At 66.1% G+C, this 20,787-nt stretch carries 16 protein-coding genes; 12 read left to right on the plus strand and 4 right to left on the minus strand.

The window, feature by feature from the left end:
- Positions 1 to 4: 4 nt before the first annotated feature.
- The 12 genes from NV263_RS16810 to NV263_RS16865 all read left to right on the plus strand — a co-directional run bounded on the left by NV263_RS16810 (position 5) and on the right by NV263_RS16865 (position 14,160).
- Positions 5 to 403, plus strand: a complete 399-nt coding sequence (locus tag NV263_RS16810; RefSeq protein WP_263247255.1) for a TadE/TadG family type IV pilus assembly protein — start codon at positions 5 to 7, stop codon at positions 401 to 403.
- Positions 403 to 837, plus strand: a complete 435-nt coding sequence (locus NV263_RS16815; protein ID WP_263247256.1) for a pilus assembly protein TadG-related protein — start codon at positions 403 to 405, stop codon at positions 835 to 837. The genes NV263_RS16810 and NV263_RS16815 overlap by 1 nt, the downstream gene beginning before the upstream one ends.
- The gene (locus NV263_RS16820; RefSeq protein WP_263247257.1) at positions 834 to 3,545 is read left to right on the plus strand and encodes a hypothetical protein; all 2,712 of its coding nucleotides are present in this window, start codon (positions 834 to 836) and stop codon (positions 3,543 to 3,545) included. The genes NV263_RS16815 and NV263_RS16820 overlap by 4 nt, the downstream gene beginning before the upstream one ends.
- A gap of 951 nt (positions 3,546 to 4,496) precedes the next feature.
- Positions 4,497 to 5,084, plus strand: a complete 588-nt coding sequence (locus tag NV263_RS16825; protein ID WP_263247258.1) for a hypothetical protein — start codon at positions 4,497 to 4,499, stop codon at positions 5,082 to 5,084.
- Between the two features lie 101 nt (positions 5,085 to 5,185).
- Entirely contained in the window at positions 5,186 to 5,680 is a 495-nt protein-coding gene (locus tag NV263_RS16830) for a hypothetical protein (RefSeq protein ID WP_263247259.1), read from the plus strand.
- A gap of 122 nt (positions 5,681 to 5,802) precedes the next feature.
- Complete coding sequence (dnaN, locus tag NV263_RS16835) at positions 5,803 to 7,023, plus strand: DNA polymerase III subunit beta (protein WP_263247260.1); 1,221 nt, start codon at positions 5,803 to 5,805, stop codon at positions 7,021 to 7,023.
- A gap of 127 nt (positions 7,024 to 7,150) precedes the next feature.
- Entirely contained in the window at positions 7,151 to 8,146 is a 996-nt protein-coding gene (locus NV263_RS16840; RefSeq protein WP_263247261.1) for a hypothetical protein, read from the plus strand.
- Between the two features lie 321 nt (positions 8,147 to 8,467).
- On the plus strand, positions 8,468 to 9,196 hold the full coding sequence (locus tag NV263_RS16845; RefSeq protein WP_263247262.1) for a hypothetical protein: 729 nt from the start codon (positions 8,468 to 8,470) through the stop codon (positions 9,194 to 9,196).
- Positions 9,197 to 9,225: 29 nt separating this feature from the next.
- A complete protein-coding gene (locus NV263_RS16850; protein ID WP_263247263.1) occupies positions 9,226 to 9,351 on the plus strand; it encodes a hypothetical protein in 126 nt (41 codons plus the stop codon).
- A 278-nt stretch (positions 9,352 to 9,629) separates the two neighbouring features.
- Entirely contained in the window at positions 9,630 to 10,502 is an 873-nt protein-coding gene (locus tag NV263_RS16855) for an SAM-dependent methyltransferase (protein ID WP_263247264.1), read from the plus strand.
- Positions 10,503 to 11,656: 1,154 nt separating this feature from the next.
- Positions 11,657 to 13,531: a DEAD/DEAH box helicase gene (locus NV263_RS16860; protein WP_263254231.1), complete on the plus strand. Its 1,875-nt coding sequence runs from the start codon at positions 11,657 to 11,659 to the stop codon at positions 13,529 to 13,531.
- Positions 13,507 to 14,160: a hypothetical protein gene (locus tag NV263_RS16865; protein ID WP_263247265.1), complete on the plus strand. Its 654-nt coding sequence runs from the start codon at positions 13,507 to 13,509 to the stop codon at positions 14,158 to 14,160. The genes NV263_RS16860 and NV263_RS16865 overlap by 25 nt, the downstream gene beginning before the upstream one ends.
- Positions 14,161 to 15,301: 1,141 nt before the next feature.
- On the opposite strand, the gene NV263_RS16870 is transcribed toward NV263_RS16865, so the two are convergent.
- The 4 genes from NV263_RS16870 to NV263_RS16885 all read right to left on the minus strand — a co-directional run bounded on the left by NV263_RS16870 (position 15,302) and on the right by NV263_RS16885 (position 20,776).
- The gene (locus NV263_RS16870) at positions 15,302 to 16,264 is read right to left on the minus strand and encodes a peptidoglycan DD-metalloendopeptidase family protein (RefSeq protein WP_263247266.1); all 963 of its coding nucleotides are present in this window, start codon (positions 16,262 to 16,264) and stop codon (positions 15,302 to 15,304) included.
- A gap of 7 nt (positions 16,265 to 16,271) precedes the next feature.
- Positions 16,272 to 17,306, minus strand: coding sequence for a replication-relaxation family protein (locus NV263_RS16875; RefSeq protein ID WP_263247267.1), 1,035 nt, complete (start codon positions 17,304 to 17,306; stop codon positions 16,272 to 16,274).
- A 99-nt stretch (positions 17,307 to 17,405) separates the two neighbouring features.
- Complete coding sequence (locus NV263_RS16880; protein ID WP_380759913.1) at positions 17,406 to 19,901, minus strand: type IV secretory system conjugative DNA transfer family protein; 2,496 nt, start codon at positions 19,899 to 19,901, stop codon at positions 17,406 to 17,408.
- Positions 19,902 to 19,948: 47 nt separating this feature from the next.
- On the minus strand, positions 19,949 to 20,776 hold the full coding sequence (locus tag NV263_RS16885) for a GP88 family protein (protein WP_317630333.1): 828 nt from the start codon (positions 20,774 to 20,776) through the stop codon (positions 19,949 to 19,951).
- Positions 20,777 to 20,787 lie beyond the last annotated feature (11 nt).

Raw genomic sequence — 20,787 nt, forward strand, 5'->3', positions numbered from 1 at the left:
TTCGGTGGCCACCGAGCTGACTCTGCTGGTGCCGGTGTTGATCGTCCTGCTGTTGTTCGTGGTCTTCTGCGGGCGCCTGGCTGAGGCACGGCTGCGCGTCGACGACGCCGCGCACCAAGCCGTCCGCGCGGCGACCTTGGCCCGCAGCAGCAGCCAGGCCAGCAGCAACGCACACGCCACCGCGCAGGCCGCACTCAGCCAGGCTGGGGTGCGCTGCCAGCACCTGGACGTTTTCGCCCCGCTCGCCGGGATGCAGCCCGGCAGCACCGTGACCGTGACCGTGACCTGCGACATCGGACTCTCGGATTTGGCGATGCTGGGCATTCCAGGCAGTACCACGGCAGAATCCACCGCCTCGTCGGTCGTGGACCAGTGGCGCGGCACCGATGCCGGAGGCGCGTGATGGTCGGCCGGTGGCAAGCGTTCGCACACGACGAGCGCGGCCGGGTGACGGCGTTCGTCGTCGTGATCACTACGGCTTGTCTGCTGTTCGCCGGCCTCGTCCTCGACGGCGGGCTCGCGTTGGCCGCGAAAACCAAGGCCATTGGCCAGGCCCAAGAAGCCGCCCGAGCCGGAGCCCAAGCACTGGATCTCGCCACCTACCGCGCCAGCGGCGACGCTCGGCTGGACCCGAGCGCGGCCGAGACCGCAGCACGGCGCTATCTCGCCGTCGTGGGCGCCACGGGCACCGTCACCGCCGATGCCACCACTGTCCGCGTGCACGTCGATGCCCAGCAGCGCACCCAAATCCTGGGCCTAATCGGGCTTGGCGAGATCGCCGTGTCCGCCGAGGGCCAAGCCCACCCCGACCGGGGAGCGCTGGGAGGCGCCGGATGAGTCTGCTCGTCCGCATCACCACCCGACTCCTGCGGCTGGTCGGCGCACTGGCCGCACTCGCGGCACTGGCCGCGCTGCTGATCGGCGTGCCCTGGGGATTGGTCACGTTCATCGGCTGGCCGCTGCCGGATCACCTGCCGACCGCGGATGAGATCGAAGCCTCGCTGCTCAACCCGCTGTCGGTCACGATGCTGCTCGACCTGTTGGCCTGCATCGCCTGGCCGGTCTGGCTCACCTTCGCCCTCGACGTGGCCCGCTGCCTTCCCGACGCGGTGCGCGGAGTGCGCCCGACCGCGATCGGACCGGTCCACGCTACGGCCGGCCTGCTCGTCGCCACCGCGGTCTTCGGGCTGCTCCCACCGCGAGCCCCGATCGCCACGGCCGGACCTGTGGCGCCGGTGCAGCCTGCCGCGGCGATCACGGTCGAGCAGCCCGCACCCACCCCGCACCCCACGACGAACCAGGTACAGCACACGACCGCCAGTGAACCCGGCATCATGATCGTGCAGCCTCCGCACGCCGGGGTCCACGACAGCCTGTGGCGCATCGCCGAACGCGAACTCGGCAACGGCCAGCGCTGGCGCGAACTCTTCGCCCTCAACCAGGGCCGCCCGCAACCCGACGGCGACACCCTCACCGACCCACACCTCGTCCGCCCCGGATGGATCCTGCACCTACCCGAACCAGCTGAGGACCGCACCCCTCCACCACCGCCCCCGACACCCTCAGTCGACCCGGCTCCGTCCGTACCCGCGCCGCCACCTCCGGAGGCCGGTCCGGACCAGCACAACGCCCCGGCCGACGCCGTCACTCCGACCTCGGGCACCGCCATCACGCTCACCAGCGGCGGCCTCGTCGCCACCACGCTCGCCGCCGCGGTGACACTGGGGATGGTCATCCGGCGGCGTCGACGGAGGCGGGCCTACCAGCCCGGCAGCGGTGACCGCACCCCACCGCCGGCACCCGCGCCCGCGGTCCACGCGCTCCGACTGGCCTACGACCAAGCACACCTGGACACAGCCGACCCCGACGACGCCGAGCCGATCGCGCTTCCTTCTACCGAGACCGACTTGCCCGAGGCAGCATCCGAAGAGCCCAAGCAGAATGCCGCCGTGCAGGTCGGCATCCGCGACGACCGCGCCCACGCCATCAACCTCGCCGCACTCCACGGACTGGGGCTCACCGGGGCGGGCGCGGAAGCCACCGCCCGCGCTCTGTTGGTGCACCTGCTGGCCACCACGACCGCCACCGTGCTCCTCCCCCACAACGACGCCCGCGCCCTAATCGGAGACGAACCTCCCACCTCGCCCAGGCTGCGCGTTGCGAACGGCCTCGACGAGGCCATCACCGTGCTCACTGACCACCAGGCCACGGACAGTACCCATCACCAGGACTCCGAGCCGGGCATCGTTCTCGTGGCCACCATTGACCGGCCCCACGAGCGCCTGCAAGCCGTCCTCGACACCGGGACCGCTTCCGGGACGGCGGGCATCCTGCTCGGCCACTGGCCCGCAGGCGCCACCCTCCGCGTCCGCGCCGACGGGATCGTCACCGCCACCAGCCCCGCCGTGAGCCAACTCCGTGGCGCCCGACTGTTCCACCTCAACGCCTCCGACACCCGCGACCTCCTCGGCCTACTCACCGACACCACCAACGTGGCGCCAGCAGACACCGCCGATCCCGCCGAGGACACCGAGCCGGTCCTCGTCGACGACATCGACCACGCACAGGACCTTCCCCTCAATGATCACACCGAGGTGGACGGACACGAGGTCGACGACGAGCAGGATCGCGAAATCACTGCTGGAGACGAAATCCACGTAGCGACGTCGGACACGCCGTCAGCCACCGGAGAACCACACCCCGTCTCCGACGGTGCTGAGTGGCCCAGAGGCACCGACCTGGTGGCTCCCGCCGACAGCGTCTCCGAGCTGCCGGACCGCCCCTTGAGCCTGTCGGTGTTCGGCCCACTGACCCTCACCTGGCACACGCCCAACGGCACCGTCCGGGATCTCACCTCAGCACTGGCGCCCAAGCACAAGGCGCTCCTGGTGTTCCTGGCGCTGCACCCCAACGGGACGTCCCGGGCAGCCGTACGCGAAGCGCTCTGGCCCGAGGCTCGGGGACGCCGCCCCTACAACGCCTTCTACGCCGCGCTATCCCAGATCCGCAAAACCCTCGCCGACGCCACCAACAACCAAGCCACCGACCTCATCACCCAGCACGACGAGCACGTCTCCCTCAACCCCGACCTGGTCACCGTCGACTACTGGAACCTCAACCAAGCCGAGCACGACCGACACCTCGCCAGCACCGACGACGACCGCTACGCCGCCTGGTCCCGCATCGCCGCGATCTCTCGCGGGGAGATCGCCGAGGGCATGTCAGCCCTGTGGCTCGATGGCCCCCGAGAAGCCGCCCACCGCACCGTCGTCGACGCCCTCACCGGCATGGCAGCCCACCACCGAAGGCGCGACCCGCAGCGGCAACTCCAACTCCTCGAACACGCCCGGCTGCTGAACCCGGAGAACGAAGCCATCTACCGCGACATCATGCGCGTCCAAGCCGAACTCGGCCTCACCGACGCCATCAGCCGCACCCTCCACCTCCTCACCACCACGCTCGCCGACATCGGCGAACGCCCCCACCCCAACACCCTCAACCTCGCCCGCATCCTGCAAGCACGACAACACCGCACCGCCAGCTAATCCGAGGAGCCCAAACCCCATTGGGCATGAGCGTCACTTCCGGACTCGCTCGATCAAACCTCGATGACCTTTGATCCATTCCGAACTCGCTCCCTCTCGCTCATCCACGAACTCTCATGCATAATTCGTACCAGAAACGCTCGTGGCCGAGTTATTTTTATGGCGCAGAACCACCTCGCCTCGACCTGATGCCGTGCCGTGTATTCGATTGTGTCGGCTGACGAAATCCCCGAGCCTCTATGGCTCTAGGCCACGAGCGGCCTTGCTGCTCAAGTGAGTGATCACGCATACACCAAGTGGTCAAGATCATCCAATTGGAAACACTCGCGATCATGGTGTGTAACGAATAGTCCGCCGCCTACTCGCCTTCCAGTTCATGCGCCCATTCACCTGCTCGTCCACCTGCCTCTTAAGCAGGAAGCCTCGTCGTGTGACGTTGTCGCCGGTCAGAGGGCTGCTGTCTCTTCCTGTGCGCGCCCAGCCTCGGTACCCCACGGGAATCCGTTGACGACCGAGGGAAGAGGTGAGCGGTATGCAACGGTTTGTGGGGATGGCCGGGTGTTTGATGGCCTTAATTCCTTTGCTTCGTCGCATTTGGTTATGTACTTTTCAGAGGTTCGCGGCACTTCTTCCTCTTTCTGTCTTGCGCCTAAAAATGGCACTAGATGCGCTGCCAGCAAAGCAATACACACAGCATCTACCGCGAAAACTGGCCCGTGCGCTTTGAGTTGACCGATTGAGTTCCAGCACTGACCGCCAAAATCCCCCGAAAAACAGGCCCAGTCATGTTGCATTTCGCGTGGTGCCGGCGTTACGGTAGAGACATCGGAAATCGAGGGGGCACCCCGGAGGTTCCGACCACACGGAAATATCGCGGGTAGGGATTGGCACCCCGTTACTCCCACAGTCACAAACATTTCTCTGAAAGGCATTCTTATGACTGCTGTCAGGGTGGAAGCCTGGTCGCACGGCGACGGTTGGCTGAGTGTCGACACTCAGGCGTGGATCAACGATCGTGGCGAGTTCGCTCCGGATCTCACGGATGACCTGCGCGCCTGGATGGACGAGAACGGCCACGATTGGCCGCATGACAGCGTGATCGTCGCATGGGTCCGGGCACGGACCGGGGAACCGCCCGCCGGTCTGCACGGCGACGGGGAGCTGTGGCACCACAACCTGTGCAACTACTCCGATCATCTCATTGATGATCTCGGATTCGTGGTGCTGTCGTGCGCCGAGTTCGGCGACTTGATGATCATCGTGAGCGATCACCACGGCCGCTACGTTCTGCCCACGGTCTACCGCTCCATTGTGGATCAGCTGGAGGAGTGGGCAGACTACTCCCACGCGACGGGGGAATGTGCGAACGGGCACCGGTGGCAGACGCACGACACCGTGAACGTGCACGCCTGGGACGGCTCCGAGGTGACCATGTATCGCGTGCCTGACCTGGTCCGCGTGCCGTTCGGCGACCGTAGCCGCGCCTATGTGGCCTGCCCGGTGTGTGGCAAGGCCGTGCGGTTCGACAACCGGTTCTAGCCCCGCGCGGCCGGCCGCGCCCCTGGTGCAGCGCGTGCAGCGGCGGCCGGCCGCACCTTTCGCCTTTTCTCCGTTCTGATTTTTTGCTTGTGAGGTGCGTTGTGTTCGTCCTGTCCGTCAACGGCGAGATGATCTCTACCGACTTCGACGATGGCTCGTCGGTGATCACGTTCGAGAACGCGGACGACACCGAGTGGCGGTGCGCCGCGTGCGGTGCGGCGCTGTCTGAGGAGGTCGACGGCTACGCCGACGAATCCGGGTCGCTGGTCTGCGACGCCTACGACCCGTACGAGGATGCCGAGGTTGACGACGTTGAGTCTGCGCCGGACTTCCGTGAGGGGCCGCACTGTGCCGAGCGGGTGCCGCTGTCCTGGGCCAACAGTGCGACGATTTGCACGGACCCCGATGAGGACTCGATCACGGTCACGGTGTCGGTCGGTGATCCGCGTGGCGCGTTCGCCTTCACCGTGCGCCGGATTCCCGACTGCGCACCGACGAATGGCGGCCGGTTGATCCTGCACACCCCGTACCCGGGTGAGCCGATGCCGCACCGCGATTTGGTCGAGGACCACGCCGGAACCTACTGGATCAGCTGACAATCCGGCAGGGGCGCCGTTCGTACCTGACGGGCGGCCCCCCGAGTCGGTCGCTGCCGACTCTCGGCCCCTCGTTCTCCTCTGGAATCCGCCATTTTCTTTCCTCTGTGGAGGTTTTCGCGATGACTTCTGCCATCAAGACCAGCGCGACCACCGTTGCCCCCGCGTCGGGGCTGGAATGCCGCACCGACCGGGCGACCTTGGTGCACGCCTTGACCACGGTGGGCATGGGCGTTACGCGTCGGCCGGTTGTTCCGGTGTTGGGCGGCGTTCTGCTGGACGGCCACGACGGTCACCTGACCGTGACCACCACCGATTACGAAACCGTTGTGTCCGTGCGCGTGCCCGAGGTGGTGCGCAGCCCGGGACGGCTGCTGATCGACTACGCCGAAGCGACCAAGTTGCTCGCCGCATTGGTCAGGGGCACCCGCAAGCGTGACGCCGACGCCATGCCGGTCACTGTTCGGACCACTGTGGACGGAGGAGCGGTGGTCGAACTGGGCGGGTACACCATGCCCGTCACCACCTACCCGGCCGAGGAGTTCCCCACGCTACCCGAGATTCCACCGACCATGGCCGAAGTCGACCGGGAACGGTTCGCCACCGACGCGGCTCGCGTGCTGGTTGCCGTCGGCACCGACGACACGCTTCCCATGCTCACGGGTGTGCAGATGCAGACCGCACCCGGTGCGCTCACGCTCGCTGGCACCGACCGCTATCGGTTGGCCGTGGCTGAGGTTCCCGCCACGACAGCGGCCACCGAGGACCGTTCGGTGTCCTTCCCGGGCCGCGTGCTCTCGGCCGTGCTCAAGCACTGCACCGGCGACCGGGTGCGTCTTGGCCTGGACGCGGCCGGCGACTGGGTCTCGCTGTCCTGCGGTGCCCTGACCGTGCTGACTCGCCCGATCGAGGCGCCCTTGCCGGACTATGAGCGGCTGTTCCCCGAAGTGGCCGTGACCGCACGGGCTGACCGCGCCTCGCTCACCCAAGCCGCCATCCGGGCAACGGCCGTTGTGGAGGCGAAGAAACACACCCGTGACGGCCGCGCTGCGGCACAGGTGGCCGTCACCGTCGATCCGGCAGGGTCGATCTCCGTCGCGCCCGTGCTCGGAGAGTATGCCGACGCGGTGACTGCGCCGGACCACCCCGCCGAGGTCGACGGCGCTACCGACACGGTGCGCGTGCTGTTCACCGCGTCCTACCTGTGCGACGCCGTGAACAGTCTGGACGGCGACACGCTCGCCCTGCACCTGGCCACCGTGACACGCCCCGTGGTGTTCACCGCCGCCCACGCCCCGGGATACCGGCACCTCGTCATGCCGGTGCGCCCCTCGAAGTCCTGACCGGCCGGCCCGGGGCGGTGCTCTGTCCCTCCCCGGGGCGCCGCCCGGACCTCACCTGTCACACGGCGACGCGCCAGCTACGGCGACGGGCGCCGTCGGTCATCACTGTCCGAATGGGAGTGACACCGTGTCTTGCTTCGTTCTTCTGATCACCGACCTCAACGCCGTACACCACGAAATCGCCAGCCATACACGCGGTATCCGACTCGTCACCCGGGAACCGCACCAGCTGACCCGCCAAGACTGGGACAGCGCTGCCGTGGTGCTGGTCGACGCCCAAGCCGCACCGATCCTGCGTGCTCGGCCCCAACCGCTGCCGCACCGCGACGCGGTGACCCTGCTGGTGGACCCCGAGGACCACGCCGAAGCCGATATGTACCGGCACGCGCTCGATCTCGGCGCGTCTCACCTGATCACCATCCCCGACGCCGCTGGTGCGTTGCGAAAGCAAATATCGCAGGTGGTCGACAGCCCGCGCATGGTCGTGGCGATCCTCGACCCCGCCCCGACCGGCGAGTCCGGCACGATCACCACCGCGTGCCTCGCCCTGGCCAGCGCGGCAGCCGGCGAACACCTCGGCCTACTCGACGCCCGCCACAGCAGCGTGGACCTGCACGCAGCGCTGACATGCGCCCGATTCGATCTGCTGCCTGCCGGCCGAGGCAGCGTGCACGTCCTATTCGCCCCCGATGAGCACCCGCCCACAGCCGAGGAGATCCGGCAGACGATGACGGATCTCGCCCATCAACATGCGGTGACGTTGGTGCACCTAGATCCGCACCAGCCCCACACCCGGGCCCTCCTGGACGGTGTTGACCTGGTCATCGTCCCGGTGTCGAGTCAGACGGCCACGGAGCCTCATGCCCGGGACGTGGTCTCGGCCGCCCGGCGCCACACGCCGCACGTCCACGTGCATATCACGGGCGCCGACCTGCACGGCGACGTTGCCGAGGCGATCGCGGCCGGCGCGGGCGCCGGCTACCCGAGCATGAGCGCAAGCACGCGAGGTGCCGTGCCCACCGACTCGTCGCAATGGTCCGCCGCGCTGACCGACGGCAGTCACCACCGACGGCTGTGGGAGGTCATCGCTCGGCACCGACCCCGCGCGGGGCGCACGACCTGATCAACGGTATTGCGACCCAGCAGCCCACCGCTGCACAACTCCATCGCGAGCGGCGCGGGACACCTGCCGACCGGGTGGGTTACCCTGGCCTGTGCCTCCCTTCGGGGAAGGCGCCCTTTCAGAGGGTTTGTGACAGGCCGGCGGACCGTGCCAACACCCGTACCGGGTGGGTCCGTCGGCCCCTCTTTTGAGTCGCTGGTTCTCCGTGCCGCTCACTGCCTGTCGGGCTCGCGTACACCGAATTCCTCGCTGAGAACGACGAATTCCCCCCGCCCGCCCCGACATGACGCTGATTTGACCCTTTCTGCACGGAGAACCGTCATGTTTCGAAAACTCGGCTACGCCGAACTGCTCGGCCGACTGCTCGCAGCGATCAACGACGCCAACGACAGCACCGACAATCAGCCCGACCGCACACCGGACCCGACACCACGCACCGGTCTGCACGGCTTGCACGGCCACGTGCTCGCCGGCCTTGGCCACACCGAAGCAGATGCGCCCGGAGCGCGCCGCGCAGACAGCGCGGAACGGCGCTACGCGCTCGCCGGATACGACCTCACGCCACGGGCCCGGACGCTGGTCCAGGTCAGCGACGAACACGACCGCAACGGCCAAAGCTGGACGGCTTGCCTGGACGCGGGACTGGCGTTCGCGCCGATGCGTCGGGACGAACCCGAGGACCGCCACCTCGGAGACCTGACCGTGATCGCCACTGTGGACTACCTCGCGCGCCAGCACGGACCAGACACCCGCACCGCGTCGGTGTACCTCGACAATCCGCCACGACTCTACGACCAGAACACCCCGGTGTCCCTGCTCGGCTTCGCCTTCGACCTCTGGGGCATCAGCCCCGCCGACGTGGGCGACCTCGACGGGCTCGGGGCCGCCGAGATCCTGCCCCGCCTCGACTGGAAGCCCTCGGCCCGCGCCGTCTCCGTGCTGATCTCAGTTCAAGCCTGCGAAGCAAGCGGCCACCCCTGGGGCGTCACCGCCCGCATCGCGGCCACCTTGAACGTCTCCACCGACCCCGCCACCGGAGCCGACCGATGAAAACCCACTGCGAACGCCCATACCAATCCATGATCACGGCCGCCGCGACCCTGCGCCACCTGCCCCACAACGCTCGGGACCGACACGTGCGCAGGCTCGCCAGCGAGCTGGCCAACGCCGTGCACGACCTCGACACCGACTCCGCGCCGGCCTGACACCGCCACGCGCCTGGCACCCGGCAATGCCCGACACCACACCGTCCCCGCCGCCGGAAGACACCGACGAGATGGACGCCGACTCTCCCGAGAACTGAACCGGCAAGACATTCCGGGTAAGACCGCAAACCCGTTCGTCAGTTCTGACTCTTTTTCCTTCCCATTACTCGTCGGGGACACGTGTGCCCGATGAGGGCTGCCGTAGAAACAAGGAGGGCACAACCGTGGGCCGAACCACCAGGCGTAAGCCAGCTCGACGCGACCCGGGACAGCACGCGATGGAGATCGCCCAAGCCGTCGCCACGGCCTGGAACGCATCCGACCATTCCGGCCGCCGTGACGTGGCGTTGTCCGTGGTCGCCGCGCTGTCCCTCGCCGAGCACCGCGACCTGAACGAACCCGACCTCACCAAGCAACTTCGGTCGCAGAGCCCGGAGGAGTTCACCGGCACCCTGCGGCAGATCTACACCGCCCTGGTCAACGCCCGACCCGACCTGACCCACTTGGTCTATCCCCTCATGGAGTGGCTATTCAACGAACCAGACGCAGCCCTGCAACGCGCGGCCAAACACACCGCCGACGCCGCACTCCGCGCAAGCCAACTCGACCTGACCGGAACCGACAGACGATACGACACCGACCTGCTCGGCGTCGTACTCGCTCTGTTGAAGTCGGAGAACGCGACCGGCGCGAACGCGCAGATCTACACACCCGCCCCGATCGCCGACGCGATGAGCTCCATGCTCATGGCCGGCATCAACCCGCCCCGCGAAGGCCAGCGCGTGATAGACCCCGCGGTCGGTACTGGCGGGCTGTTCCGCGCCGCGGCGCAGGTCATGCGCAGCAACGGCCACGACCCTGCCACGGTGAGCTGGTACGGCGCGGACATCGACGACCTCGCCATCGCCGCCTGCGCGGTCAACAGCCTGCTGTGGGGCCTCGGCCCCCGCATCCTGCTGTGCGTGACCAACACGCTCACCGAACCAGACTGGGCCACCCGCGCCGAGGCCCAACGCGAGGAGATCGTAAAACTCGCCGAACACATTAGGCGCGACAAGCTCATGGCCGCCGCCATCCGCGCCGCACAACAGCTCACCGAGATCGTCACGACCGAGGAAGACGACGAAAGCGACGACTCTTCGGCCTCCTGACCGCGTACCATGCCGGCTGGTTCCGTGCTGTCGGCCCCGGTCGACAGCACGGCCCTCCGGCCCCACAGCAGGCAAGTATCTTGCCCGTGGAAGGTCACACAGACTTCCTCTACGGACGTTGTTGCGGCTGTTGGCCCAAGTGCTTTGCTGACGACCGCAAGAGTGGGCACAGCCCGCGGCAGGTGGCCGCGGAGCTGTCGGACGGGGCGGTGGGCAACGCGTTTAAGAAGCTGGCGGACCGGGACGCCGCCCAGGTCGCCATTACCTCCCCGCTGCGGCACCAGGAGGCCACGCGCGCATCCTCAAGGCCGCCACCAGCGCCCTAACGGCGAACGCGGCGAAGCCCACCACCGCGCGAAGGCCAGCACGTCGGCTCAGTCCAGGGCGACGCCCGGCCCGTGAAGCACGGCCGCGCGCGGCACGGCACCAGCGCGGGCGCGCGGCCTCCCCCGGCACGTGGTGTCGGGCTCGGTGGCGCGGCCAAACGGGCAGCAGTACCACCCTGCGAAGCAGGGCGGGTCTGCCGGACGTGGCCGCCTTGCAAAGACTGCCGGTCGCAGAGGTACCGGTGCTGTCAGACGGCCCGCCCGGCAACGGCAAAACCGCCGTGGACGAGACCCGCCTTCGGTGATGTGCTCACGGTCTCCGCAGACGGCGACACCACGGTCGCGGATCTGGTTGGTGAATCACGCGAAAGCTCAGCCAAACACTATCGAGTTCACCTCAATGGAGCCGGATAGTCCGGTACAGCGATTTCGAGGCTGATCCCATATGAATCAAGTAGAATGATTTATCCCGGATACCTCTGTTGGCACTTTACTCACCGCGCGCTCACGATGACGACAAATCCTACGTGCGGTGCCCGCATCCGTCCTGCGATGTCAGTGCTTCATGCGACCATGTGCAGGAGAAGAGGAACAACTGTGAGAGCCCGGAGGTGTTAACGATCTAGCGACCACAATGATCGAGAAGGAATTATTAACATGCGTTCCTACGGTTTAGATACGCGTCGTAGGCTGCCCGACTCGCTGGCTCGGGAGGTCTACGTAAACTCGGGTGGCGTCTGTCAGCGATGCGGGACGGAACTCGGCCCCGACTACCAAAGTGCACACCTTGCCCCTTACATTCGGGGCGGTGCGACCGATGTTGAACAGATGGAGGCGTGGTGTCCTGAGTGTAATCTTCGACTGGGGGATGAGGACGTGGGAGAGCCTGCTGGGCTAATTCCGCGGGTGTGGCAGGCCCTCGCTCTTCCTAAGATTCTACGGCGTATCTGGTATTACGGATCGGCGACTCTGCAAGCGTGTCCCGGGGCGGGCAAGACTGAGTTCGCGGCGATGGTATTCAAGATGCTCTACGACGCTGGCTACGTCAGCCGGATGGTTGTCGTGGTGCCGAACCGCCATTTGGTCGATCAGTGGAAACACAAGCTCGGCCTCCTACGCATTCACCTGGATGCTGGCGCCCGCCTGGGGGCACTCGAACGCAAGAACACAGTAGGGCTCGTGGTCACATATCATTCGCTTCCCGGTGCGGCCGAGATGCATGCCACCAGGCTGGAGCAGGAACGGACGTTGGTCGTGCTCGACGAGGTGCATCACGTGGCAGAGCGTCTGGCTTGGGGCCGCGCAGTCGAGTGCATGGTCGGTGATGTCACCGGCGATGAGGTTCGGGCTACAGCGGTTCTGAACATGACCGGCACCTTGTTCCGGTCAAGCAACAAGCTTCGGATCTCGACAGTTCGTTATGACAGAGTCGAAATTGATGGGGATACGAAACTACAAGCCATCCCGGACTGGTCACTGCCTACCCCAGCCTTGATCGGCTTCGAACTTCGCGCACCTGACCTACTGGTTTATGGCGGAGAGGCTCATTTATTTGACTTCAAGAAGGGAAAGGACATTAAGGCTGACGTTGCAGACCTTGATGACTATCAGCGAAGCGCGGCCATACGTGCGGCATTCACCTCGCCGGATTGGATGGAAGGTTTCGCTAGGGAAGCCGTGAAGGAGTTGCGTGCACAGTTGGATGTCTTTGATGGAGCTGTGCCGTTGAAATTGCTGTTTCTTGTTCCAACTCAGCAAGCAGCCTACGTCGCCGCAGAAGCTCTTAACAAAGTAACACGACAGCGAGATTTCGCTTACGTCGTAGTTTCCGAGGAGCCTAAAGCGGGTTCGATCCTTCGCGCAGCCGCACGAAAACGTCGCCCTTGCGCGATAGTCGCCGTAAGGATGATTACGGAAGGTTTCGATTGTCCTGAGGTGTCGACCATCGCCTACGCCAGCAATGTCGTCGCCCCACTGTTTATTTCCCAGATGATGGCTCGGGCGATGAGGCTCACCAAGACTGAGCGCGCCAAGAAGCAATATATACCCGCCAAGATTCTCATTCCTGATCATAAGGTATTGCGGGAGGCATTCGCCGCTGCTTTGAGCAATGTGGTTCCCCTGATCGACGAGAAAGACGAGTACGTCGAAATCCATCCCGATGGCTTACCGAGAATGCCTCGGTTCGAGCTACGGGAACTAGATGATCCTCAATTGCGCTCGTTGATCGTCCTCGATCAGGAGGACGGCGAGGTCGGTGTCGGCGAGCTCAACAGGGTTCGAAAGGAATGTGAACAGAACAGTGTTCCTGGAACCTTTGCGGGCCGGATCGCTCTGATCCACCGGCGCCTCGCACAAGTCACAGACGTAGATCTTCATGATGACGAAGATGATGAGGATCTCGCTATGACGCTGGCGACGGCCGCGGCGGGGACACCGGACTTGGTCCGGTCGTACCGCGATCGCATTTCTAAAGCCGTCACCTGGATGCGCCGCCACATCGAACACGACGCTCGCTACGCGTCGATCGGCGTGTTCCAAGCCTTAGCCAACGCCAGAGCAGGGGTGGATGAAGGACGACGAACCCATGCCACCGCAGCGGAGTTGGCGTCTATTGCCGACTACATGCTGCAGCAAATTTGCACTCATTGTCGCGAATTCAACGAAAAGGTGCCGTCGTGGGCGGAAGGCTGGGCGGGATGAGCGCGACAATACCCAACCAATCCAGTGATGATTCGCTCGACCTGAACGGCCGACAGGTGCACGCGTTCGCGGTCGAGATGGAGAACCTAGGATACCAACGCCTCGTTAATCTTCTGGTCTCCATGTTTAATTCCGGCGCGTGGAGGACATTCCAGGATGGCCTTGGCGTTTACGAATTCTTGCCAGGAGAATTCGACTACTTCCTGACACAGCAAGGAGTCGCCCGAGAGGATGTGTTGCACGGCATTCGCGATATCGACGTCAAAGCTCAACTTGAAGCCGCAATGGACGAGCGACGCACAGGAGAAGAAGGCTATCGTCGTCATGTCGACGAAGCACGAGAGGCAAACCCCCATCGCCCCGCCAGGGAGATACTTCCCTTCGGCTACACGCGGAGCGAATCAAAAAAGTTGGCCAACGAAGGGATTCCAACAAACCGTGCCCGTCCAGCGCTAGGCTCCAGAGTCAGGCGATGGCGAAACAGCCAAGGAAAAGTCCGATCGGAAAGCATCGAAAAGCACAATGCAGTTGAGAATATCCACCGCCTCTCAAGGAGGCTTAATGACCAAGAACTAGCCCTGGTTATCGAACTTCTCAAAAAGGAGCGGCGGAGACGCAAACGAGAATAATTACCTCGTCCTATTCCCGGGAACCATAATGAGCACCGCGAAGAAACACGATAAATTATCCGGAGTGGGATACGATATCCTTCCTTCTGGCGCGTGGTCGTCATTAACGAACTCACTTAAGGCGAAAAATTCTCCGCTGAAGACATGGTTCTTCGAGCGCTTCCCATCCGATAGCAGAAAGGCAGTAATCCAGCGTTACAGAGACTCGGTCGGCCCCCTCCTTGTACCGGCAAGTGCCGTGCCGACTGGAGGTGGCAGCGGGACGATCGGCGGCAGCTTCGATCACTTGGTCCGGTATCTCGTCCGAGGGCAGCCAGACATGCGCCTCCCGACTGTCGGTGCACTTCAGTTCGGTGGCCGCATGCCAGCCGCACTGGAGGAGCTGTCATGCGCTCTTGGGAAATACTCACCTGAGAGTCATTGGACAGGCAGCAACAGACCTCCATTACGTGCCGCCAGACCGCCTGACTCACGCCTAATTGCGTGCAGCTGCTGGGCTCTCGCTCTACTGACTGAAGTCGGCCGAGGTGTGCCGCCTGGAGGTTCTCCACTCGCGAGACTCGACCCGCGCACAGTCAACGGAGAGGACCTGCTCGGGCTCGCGTCCCCTACTGCGGTTGACCAACTTGCGGAGCTCCGGGCGCAGGCCGAATCAGTCTTGTTGCCCGCACTGTGGGCTCGGAGCGACTTCTGGGAGGTAGGTCCGACATTCGCTGGATCTGAACTACTCAACGCCGACGCAGATCTCGTTGCATACGGGACTCTCGTTGAGATCAAAACTTCACTTGGGCAGAAGCGGAGGGACGGCTCACGCTACGCTACACTGGAAACTGAAACCTTACTCCAAATCATTGGATATGTCCTATTGGATTTCGAAGATGGGTTCGCGATACGAGAACTTGTGCTTTTCAACGCGCGATACCGACATCTCGCAACATGGCAAGTCATAGACCTTCTCAAAGAGCTCGGCGCCCGCCCAGTAGAATTGGCAAATCTCCGCAGCGAGTTCGAGCGCTTCCTTTGTCGAAACATGTAGTCCAAGGCCGCCCTGTCGAAGAAAAACTAGATTGACACCCTGCGTCCGAAACCTTGCCGATCGAATTGGTCCTCGCCTGCACGACTTCGGCGGCGTGGTGTGGTCTCACGAGTTCGCGCACAGGTGCAGTCCCTTCTGTTCGTAGAACGCGACCGGGTCGACTGGTCCTTCACGGGTGTCGAGTTGGAAGTGCAGGTGGGGTCCGGTGGATTGGCCTCGGTTGCCGACTTCAGCGATGGGCTGGCCGGGCGTGACGTGTTGGCCTGCGGTGACGTGGCTTGCGTTGATGTGGCCGTAGGTGCTGATCGTGCCGTCGGGGTGCTGGATGCGGACCCACAGGCCGTAGCCGCCGGCGGGTCCGGCGTTGAGCACGGTTCCCTCCGCGGCGGCAACGATGGGCGTACCGATGGGGGCGGCGAGGTCTTGGCCTTGGTGGAACTGTCCGTCCCGAGGACCGAAGCCGGAGCTGCACCGCCCCGCGACGGGCAGGACCCACCCGTCGGCCGAGGCGGGTGGTGTGGCCGCCGCGGCGCGGTAGCGCTGGGCCTGGGCGAGCACCTTGTTCACATACCAGTCGGCGTGGTTGTACGCGAAGATCGCCGAGTGGAGGTCGCCGTCGCGGGCGCCGGAATCGCACAGATACGCAGCGGCTGCGTAGATCGCATCGTGGGGGTTGTATCGCGAGGGCGGTGTGCTGCCGCCCGGCGGGGGCGGATGGCGTGCCACGACGGAGTCAAAGGAGGCTTGTAGGAACTGCATGGGCCCGCCAGCGCCCGCCGAGTTTGATCCACTGTGGACGCCGGAAAGGTTGGAGCGTCCGTGGTCGGTCTCGATTTTGCCGATGGCGGCGAGGATGCTCCAGTCAAGCCCGGGACAGGTGGTGGCGGCTTGTTGGTAGAGCGTGAGGTATTTGCCGGGAATGTCGGCCAGGGCGGCTTGGCTGGGTGGGCCGCTGGTGGCGGAGTCGCCTCCGCCGAAGACGGCGGAGACGACTCCGGACACGGCTGCGGCGACGAGCACGATCAGACCGAATATGAAACCGATGAGTGCGGTGGAGAGTTTGAGCATGGGCGGGTCAACCGGTGGGGCTCCAGGTCAGGTCGTGGCGACGGAAGGGCGGCATGGGTGAGGGTGGGCTCAGTCGCGGTAGCGGGCTGGGGCCGGTGGGCTGTGGTGCGGTGTCGGTGTTGGTGGGGGTGTCCAGGTGCGGCCAGGCGGTGAGCAGGTTGATCAGCCGGTACCGCCCGGCTTCGCGGTGCCCGAGGGGAAGCCAGATTTGGGCGGAGGCGGTGTTGGTGCGCTGCAGGTGTTCGGCGGTGGTGGTGGCGATGGGCAGGTCGCCGGGCCGGGGTTGGTTGCGTAGGTGCTCGGCGAGCAGTCGGCGCGCGTGGGCTTCGCGCTGGGCGTTGGCGAAGACCGCCAGCAGCGGGGTGACGATGCGAGTGGTCGTGGCCAGTTCGAAGTAGCCGGGGAGCTTGGAGGCGAGCCGGGACAGCGGGTAGCTGCCGGTGTCCCATTCGATGAACCACTCGATGTCGCGGTCGGTCTCGCGCCAGCGTCCGTAGCCGTCGGGTCGCACGAGATCACCGAAGTGTCGGGCGCAGCGGGCCTCGGACCACCAGGCGGTGACCGCTCGGTCGGGGTGGGTCAGGGCGTCGGCGATCAGTCCGGTGAACAGGCTGTTGAGGCCGTGCAGGTGTGCCAGTCGCAGCGAGTAGGCGATGCCGATGGAGCGCTCGGGGCGGAACTTCAGCTCTCGGGGGTCGATGCCGTCCTCGTGGGCGAGCAGGTGGGCGCCGGCGGTGTCGAGGACGTAGAACATCGGTGCGCGACCGCGCCCGATGTAGGGCTGGAATCGGTCGAGAACTCGCCAGTGGTAGAGCCGTTGCAGCCGCAGGTTGGCCGCGCGGCGGCTGGGGAAGGCGATCTGGGTGATCTGGGTGGAGGTCAGGGTGCGGTACTCGGCGAGCATCCGTGCCAGCCACCGGTCCCGGGCGGTGAGGTGCGCGGCGATGGTGGCCTGGTGATCGGTGGAGGCAGCCAGCCTGGGGCTGGGGCGGGCAGGGATCGGGCTGCGCAGGTCTCGTTGTGGTGTCGCGGGGTCGAGCACAACAAACTCCTTCCAGAGCGCGGAGCGGGGATGAGGTGACAGCGGACTGGTGTGCGCGCCGGTGCTGGCGACACGCGGACCCGGTGATGCGCTCGCGGGTCAGGTGGCGCGGCGTGGATCGGCGCCGGTGTCTGTCGAGTCGTTCTCGTGGCGGGTGGTGTCGTGGGACGTGGCCAGCGGCGTGGTGTGGCGCGCGGCGGCGTGGCGTATCAACCGGGCTCGGCCGCGGATGGCTGGCGGCAATGGCTGGGTGGTCAGGGTGAACGGTGGGGTTTCCTCGCCGTTGACCACGAGGCGGGCCGCGGCGTGGAACACGCCGAGGTGGGACAGGTCGTGTTCGGCGATGCGGGGAGCGGTGTGCCGCGCCAGCTCGCGGGCGTCCTCCGGCGAGGCCGTGAAGAAGATCTTCGACCGGGCGTTGGTCGAGACTCCTTCCTTGAGGTCCCGGGGCAGTTGGCCGAGGTGTTGGTGTGCCAAGGTCATCGACAGCCGGTATCCGCGGGCTTCGGCCAGCATGTCTTCCATGGCATACGGCAGGTTCAGGAAGTTGTGGGCTTCGTCGACGTAGAGCCCGGCATCGCGGCGCTCGCGCTGCGGCAGTGCGGCGCGGGCGGTGGTGGCCTGCCACACCCGCGCGACGATCAGTGAGCCGAGCAGGCGGGTGGTGTCCTCGCCGAGGCTTCCTTTAGGGATGCGCACCAGGCACAGTCCGCCATCGAGCACGGATGCGAGGTCCACGGTGGAGGGTCCTGCGGCGATGGCCTTGACGACGAAGGGTCGCAGAAGGAACGCGCGGAGCTTGTTGAGCAGGGGCGCGGTGGCGTGTGCTCGCGCGGCGTCGGAGAGCTGTTCGTACCAGTCCCAGAATCCGCGCAGTGTGGGGTCGTCGGTCAGCTTGTCTCGGTGACGTGCTCGGGTGGCGGGGTCGGTGAGCAGTTCGGGCAGCTTGGCCAGGGTGGGCGCCTCGGAGGCTGCCCGCAGCGAGAGGCACGCGGCGCGGAGGATGTCTTCGGTGCGCGGTCCCCACGCCGAGGAGAACACCCGGGAGAACACGGACACGAGGTTGTCCACGGCCGCTTCCTTCGGGCCTTCCAGCGGGTTGAGGCACGGCACGGGCCCGCGGGAGTCGGCGTCGAAGAGCACCACCTTGTCGGCGGCGTGCTCGGGAAGCCGCTGGAGCACGTCGATGATCAGGTCGCCCTTAGGGTCGATGACCACCGCGCCCCGTCCGTGTTCGGCGTCGGCGAGGATCATCCGCGCCAAGATCGTCGACTTGCCCGACCCGGTGGCGCCGAGCACGTGAAGGTGGTGGCGGGCGTCGGAGACCTGCAACCCGACCGGGCGAGCGTGCCCGGTGTCGGAGATCCCGATGGGCCGGATCAGCGGGCCCTCGGTGGGCGTGTTCGGCGGCGCTGGCACGGCCTTGGCTCCGGCGCGTGCCAGACCCGGCAGGGCTTCGTCAGTGGGCAGGTGCGCCAACGCGGCCAGCTCAGGCACCGAGAGCAGATCCCCGCGGCGCAACCGCCGACGCGCCAACGAGGTCAGCGGGTGGCGGAGTCGGCGGCGCCGGTAGTGGTTGTGCTCGGTGTAGCCGGAAAACGCGCTCGCGATCGCATGGGCTCGGCCGCGCAGCTGATCGCGGACCCGCGTGATCTGCTCGGCTGGCGTGTCGGCGGGCACGGTCGTGGTGACGGCGTAGCGGATGATCGTCTCCCACTGTGAGCCGCGTTGCTTGCCGACGACGGCGCGGTTTTGGGCGTTGAACTCCAGTGAGGTTTGCGGATCGAGCTTGGGCTGGCTGCCCGGAGCTGGCGGCTTGGGTGTCGGTCCTGGCGTCAGGGCGTCGAGTAGCCGGCCGACGAAGCGGGTGGAGCGCCCGGCGTGCAGATGCCGCGCGGCGCGGCGAGCCTGCTTGACCCGCCGCCCCGTCACCGGGCGGGCGAGCACCTGCACGCACGCCCCGTCGTGCACGCCGAGCCCGACTGGCGCTCCCAGCAGGGCCCGGATCGGGTCGGCGTCGAAGTCCGACCGGATCGGCAGCGCCTCCGAGCGCGCCAGCCGCAGGACACCGCCGGTGGCGAGCTGACGACGGCCGTCCGGCGGCTCGGCGAGCAGCGGCGGGTCCGCGGTCTCGGTGCGGGTGTGCGCGCCGGGCCAGGCGGCTTCGATCGCACGCTCGACCATGCCGGGGGGCACCGTGCCGGGAACCCACAACCGGATCTGCACGCCGTCGTGACCGAACACATACTCCCACGCCAGGTGTGGTTGCCCGGTGGCCAGCCGAGTCCACATCGGACGGAGCAAGCCGACGAGATTGGACCACACGGCCTGTGCCCCCTCGGGGGCGACCGTGGGTGGGGCCAGGATCGTCACGATCCTGGCTTGGGTGTGCAGGGCGTCTTGGCAGCGCGCGAACCACCACCGCCGCAGCGTCCATAGCCCGGCGAACGCCACCAACAGGGCGGGTAGGGCGATGGGGACCCAGATCTGGAGCCAGGACCAGGCGACGGTGAGGACGCCGCGGATCGCGCCCCCAGGGTCGATGATCAGCCCGCCCAAGGGACTGTTCGCAACAGGAGAGTCGATGAGCAACACCACAGAGGGCCTCCTGAATCAAGAAAAACCACGGACGTGCCAGCGGGTTATGCCGCCTGTGCGCCGGAGGCGCGGTCATTACGGCGCCGTGCGGAGGGCGCGCTCGTGATCGAACGAACCCGTGCGGTTTCGCGGCGGGCACGGCGTTCGGCCTCGACCTCGGCCTGCCACTCCGAGAACCGGCGTCCCCGCAGGCGGCGCAGGAAATGAGGGATACGGTTGGCTGGCACACCCACCAGCCGAGGCCCCAGGACCGCCAGCAGGTCTGAGGCTTCCTGCGAGGACCAGCCGGCGACGGCGATGGACTCCTCGTCCGGGAACACATCAGCGATCCGGTCGGTGCTCGGGTCAATAGTGCTGTCCTGGGTTCCGCCGTAGGAGTAGACCCACACGAAGTTGTCGGGCGGGCTCGGCTCGACGAGTCGACGGAATCGCTCGATTTCCTTGGTATAGCAGTAGAAATTTACGTTCGGGCGGGACCGCATGATGGCAAGCCAACTGCGGGTGTAGGCATCGGAAAAGAAGTCGCCAGAGTCGTGCACCCGAACCCAGCGACCATCGAACTTCGCTGCGGCGAGTTCGGCGCACATGGCCCGTTCCCAGCCGCGCAGGTCATCGAGCACGAACTGCAGGTTGGCCTGGTGCTTGGCGCGCACCACGGGCCACAGGTACGTGCCGTGCCGCGCGTAGCAGACCTCACGGCAGATGCCGGCAGAGGGGCAGGTGTTGTAGGTGCGCCCGTCGGGCAGTCGGCCCGCCCACGCGGGCAATGTCCAGTTGTAGACACCGATAGCCCGCAGTTCTCGGTTCTGGGTCAGCAGCCGGCGCGGGCGCGGCGCAGCAGCGCCCTGGCTCGGTACAGAGGATGAAGACACAGGTCTCCTCC

Source organism: Saccharopolyspora rosea (assembly GCF_025643595.1).
Taxonomy (GTDB): Bacteria; Actinomycetota; Actinomycetes; order Mycobacteriales; family Pseudonocardiaceae; genus Saccharopolyspora; species Saccharopolyspora rosea.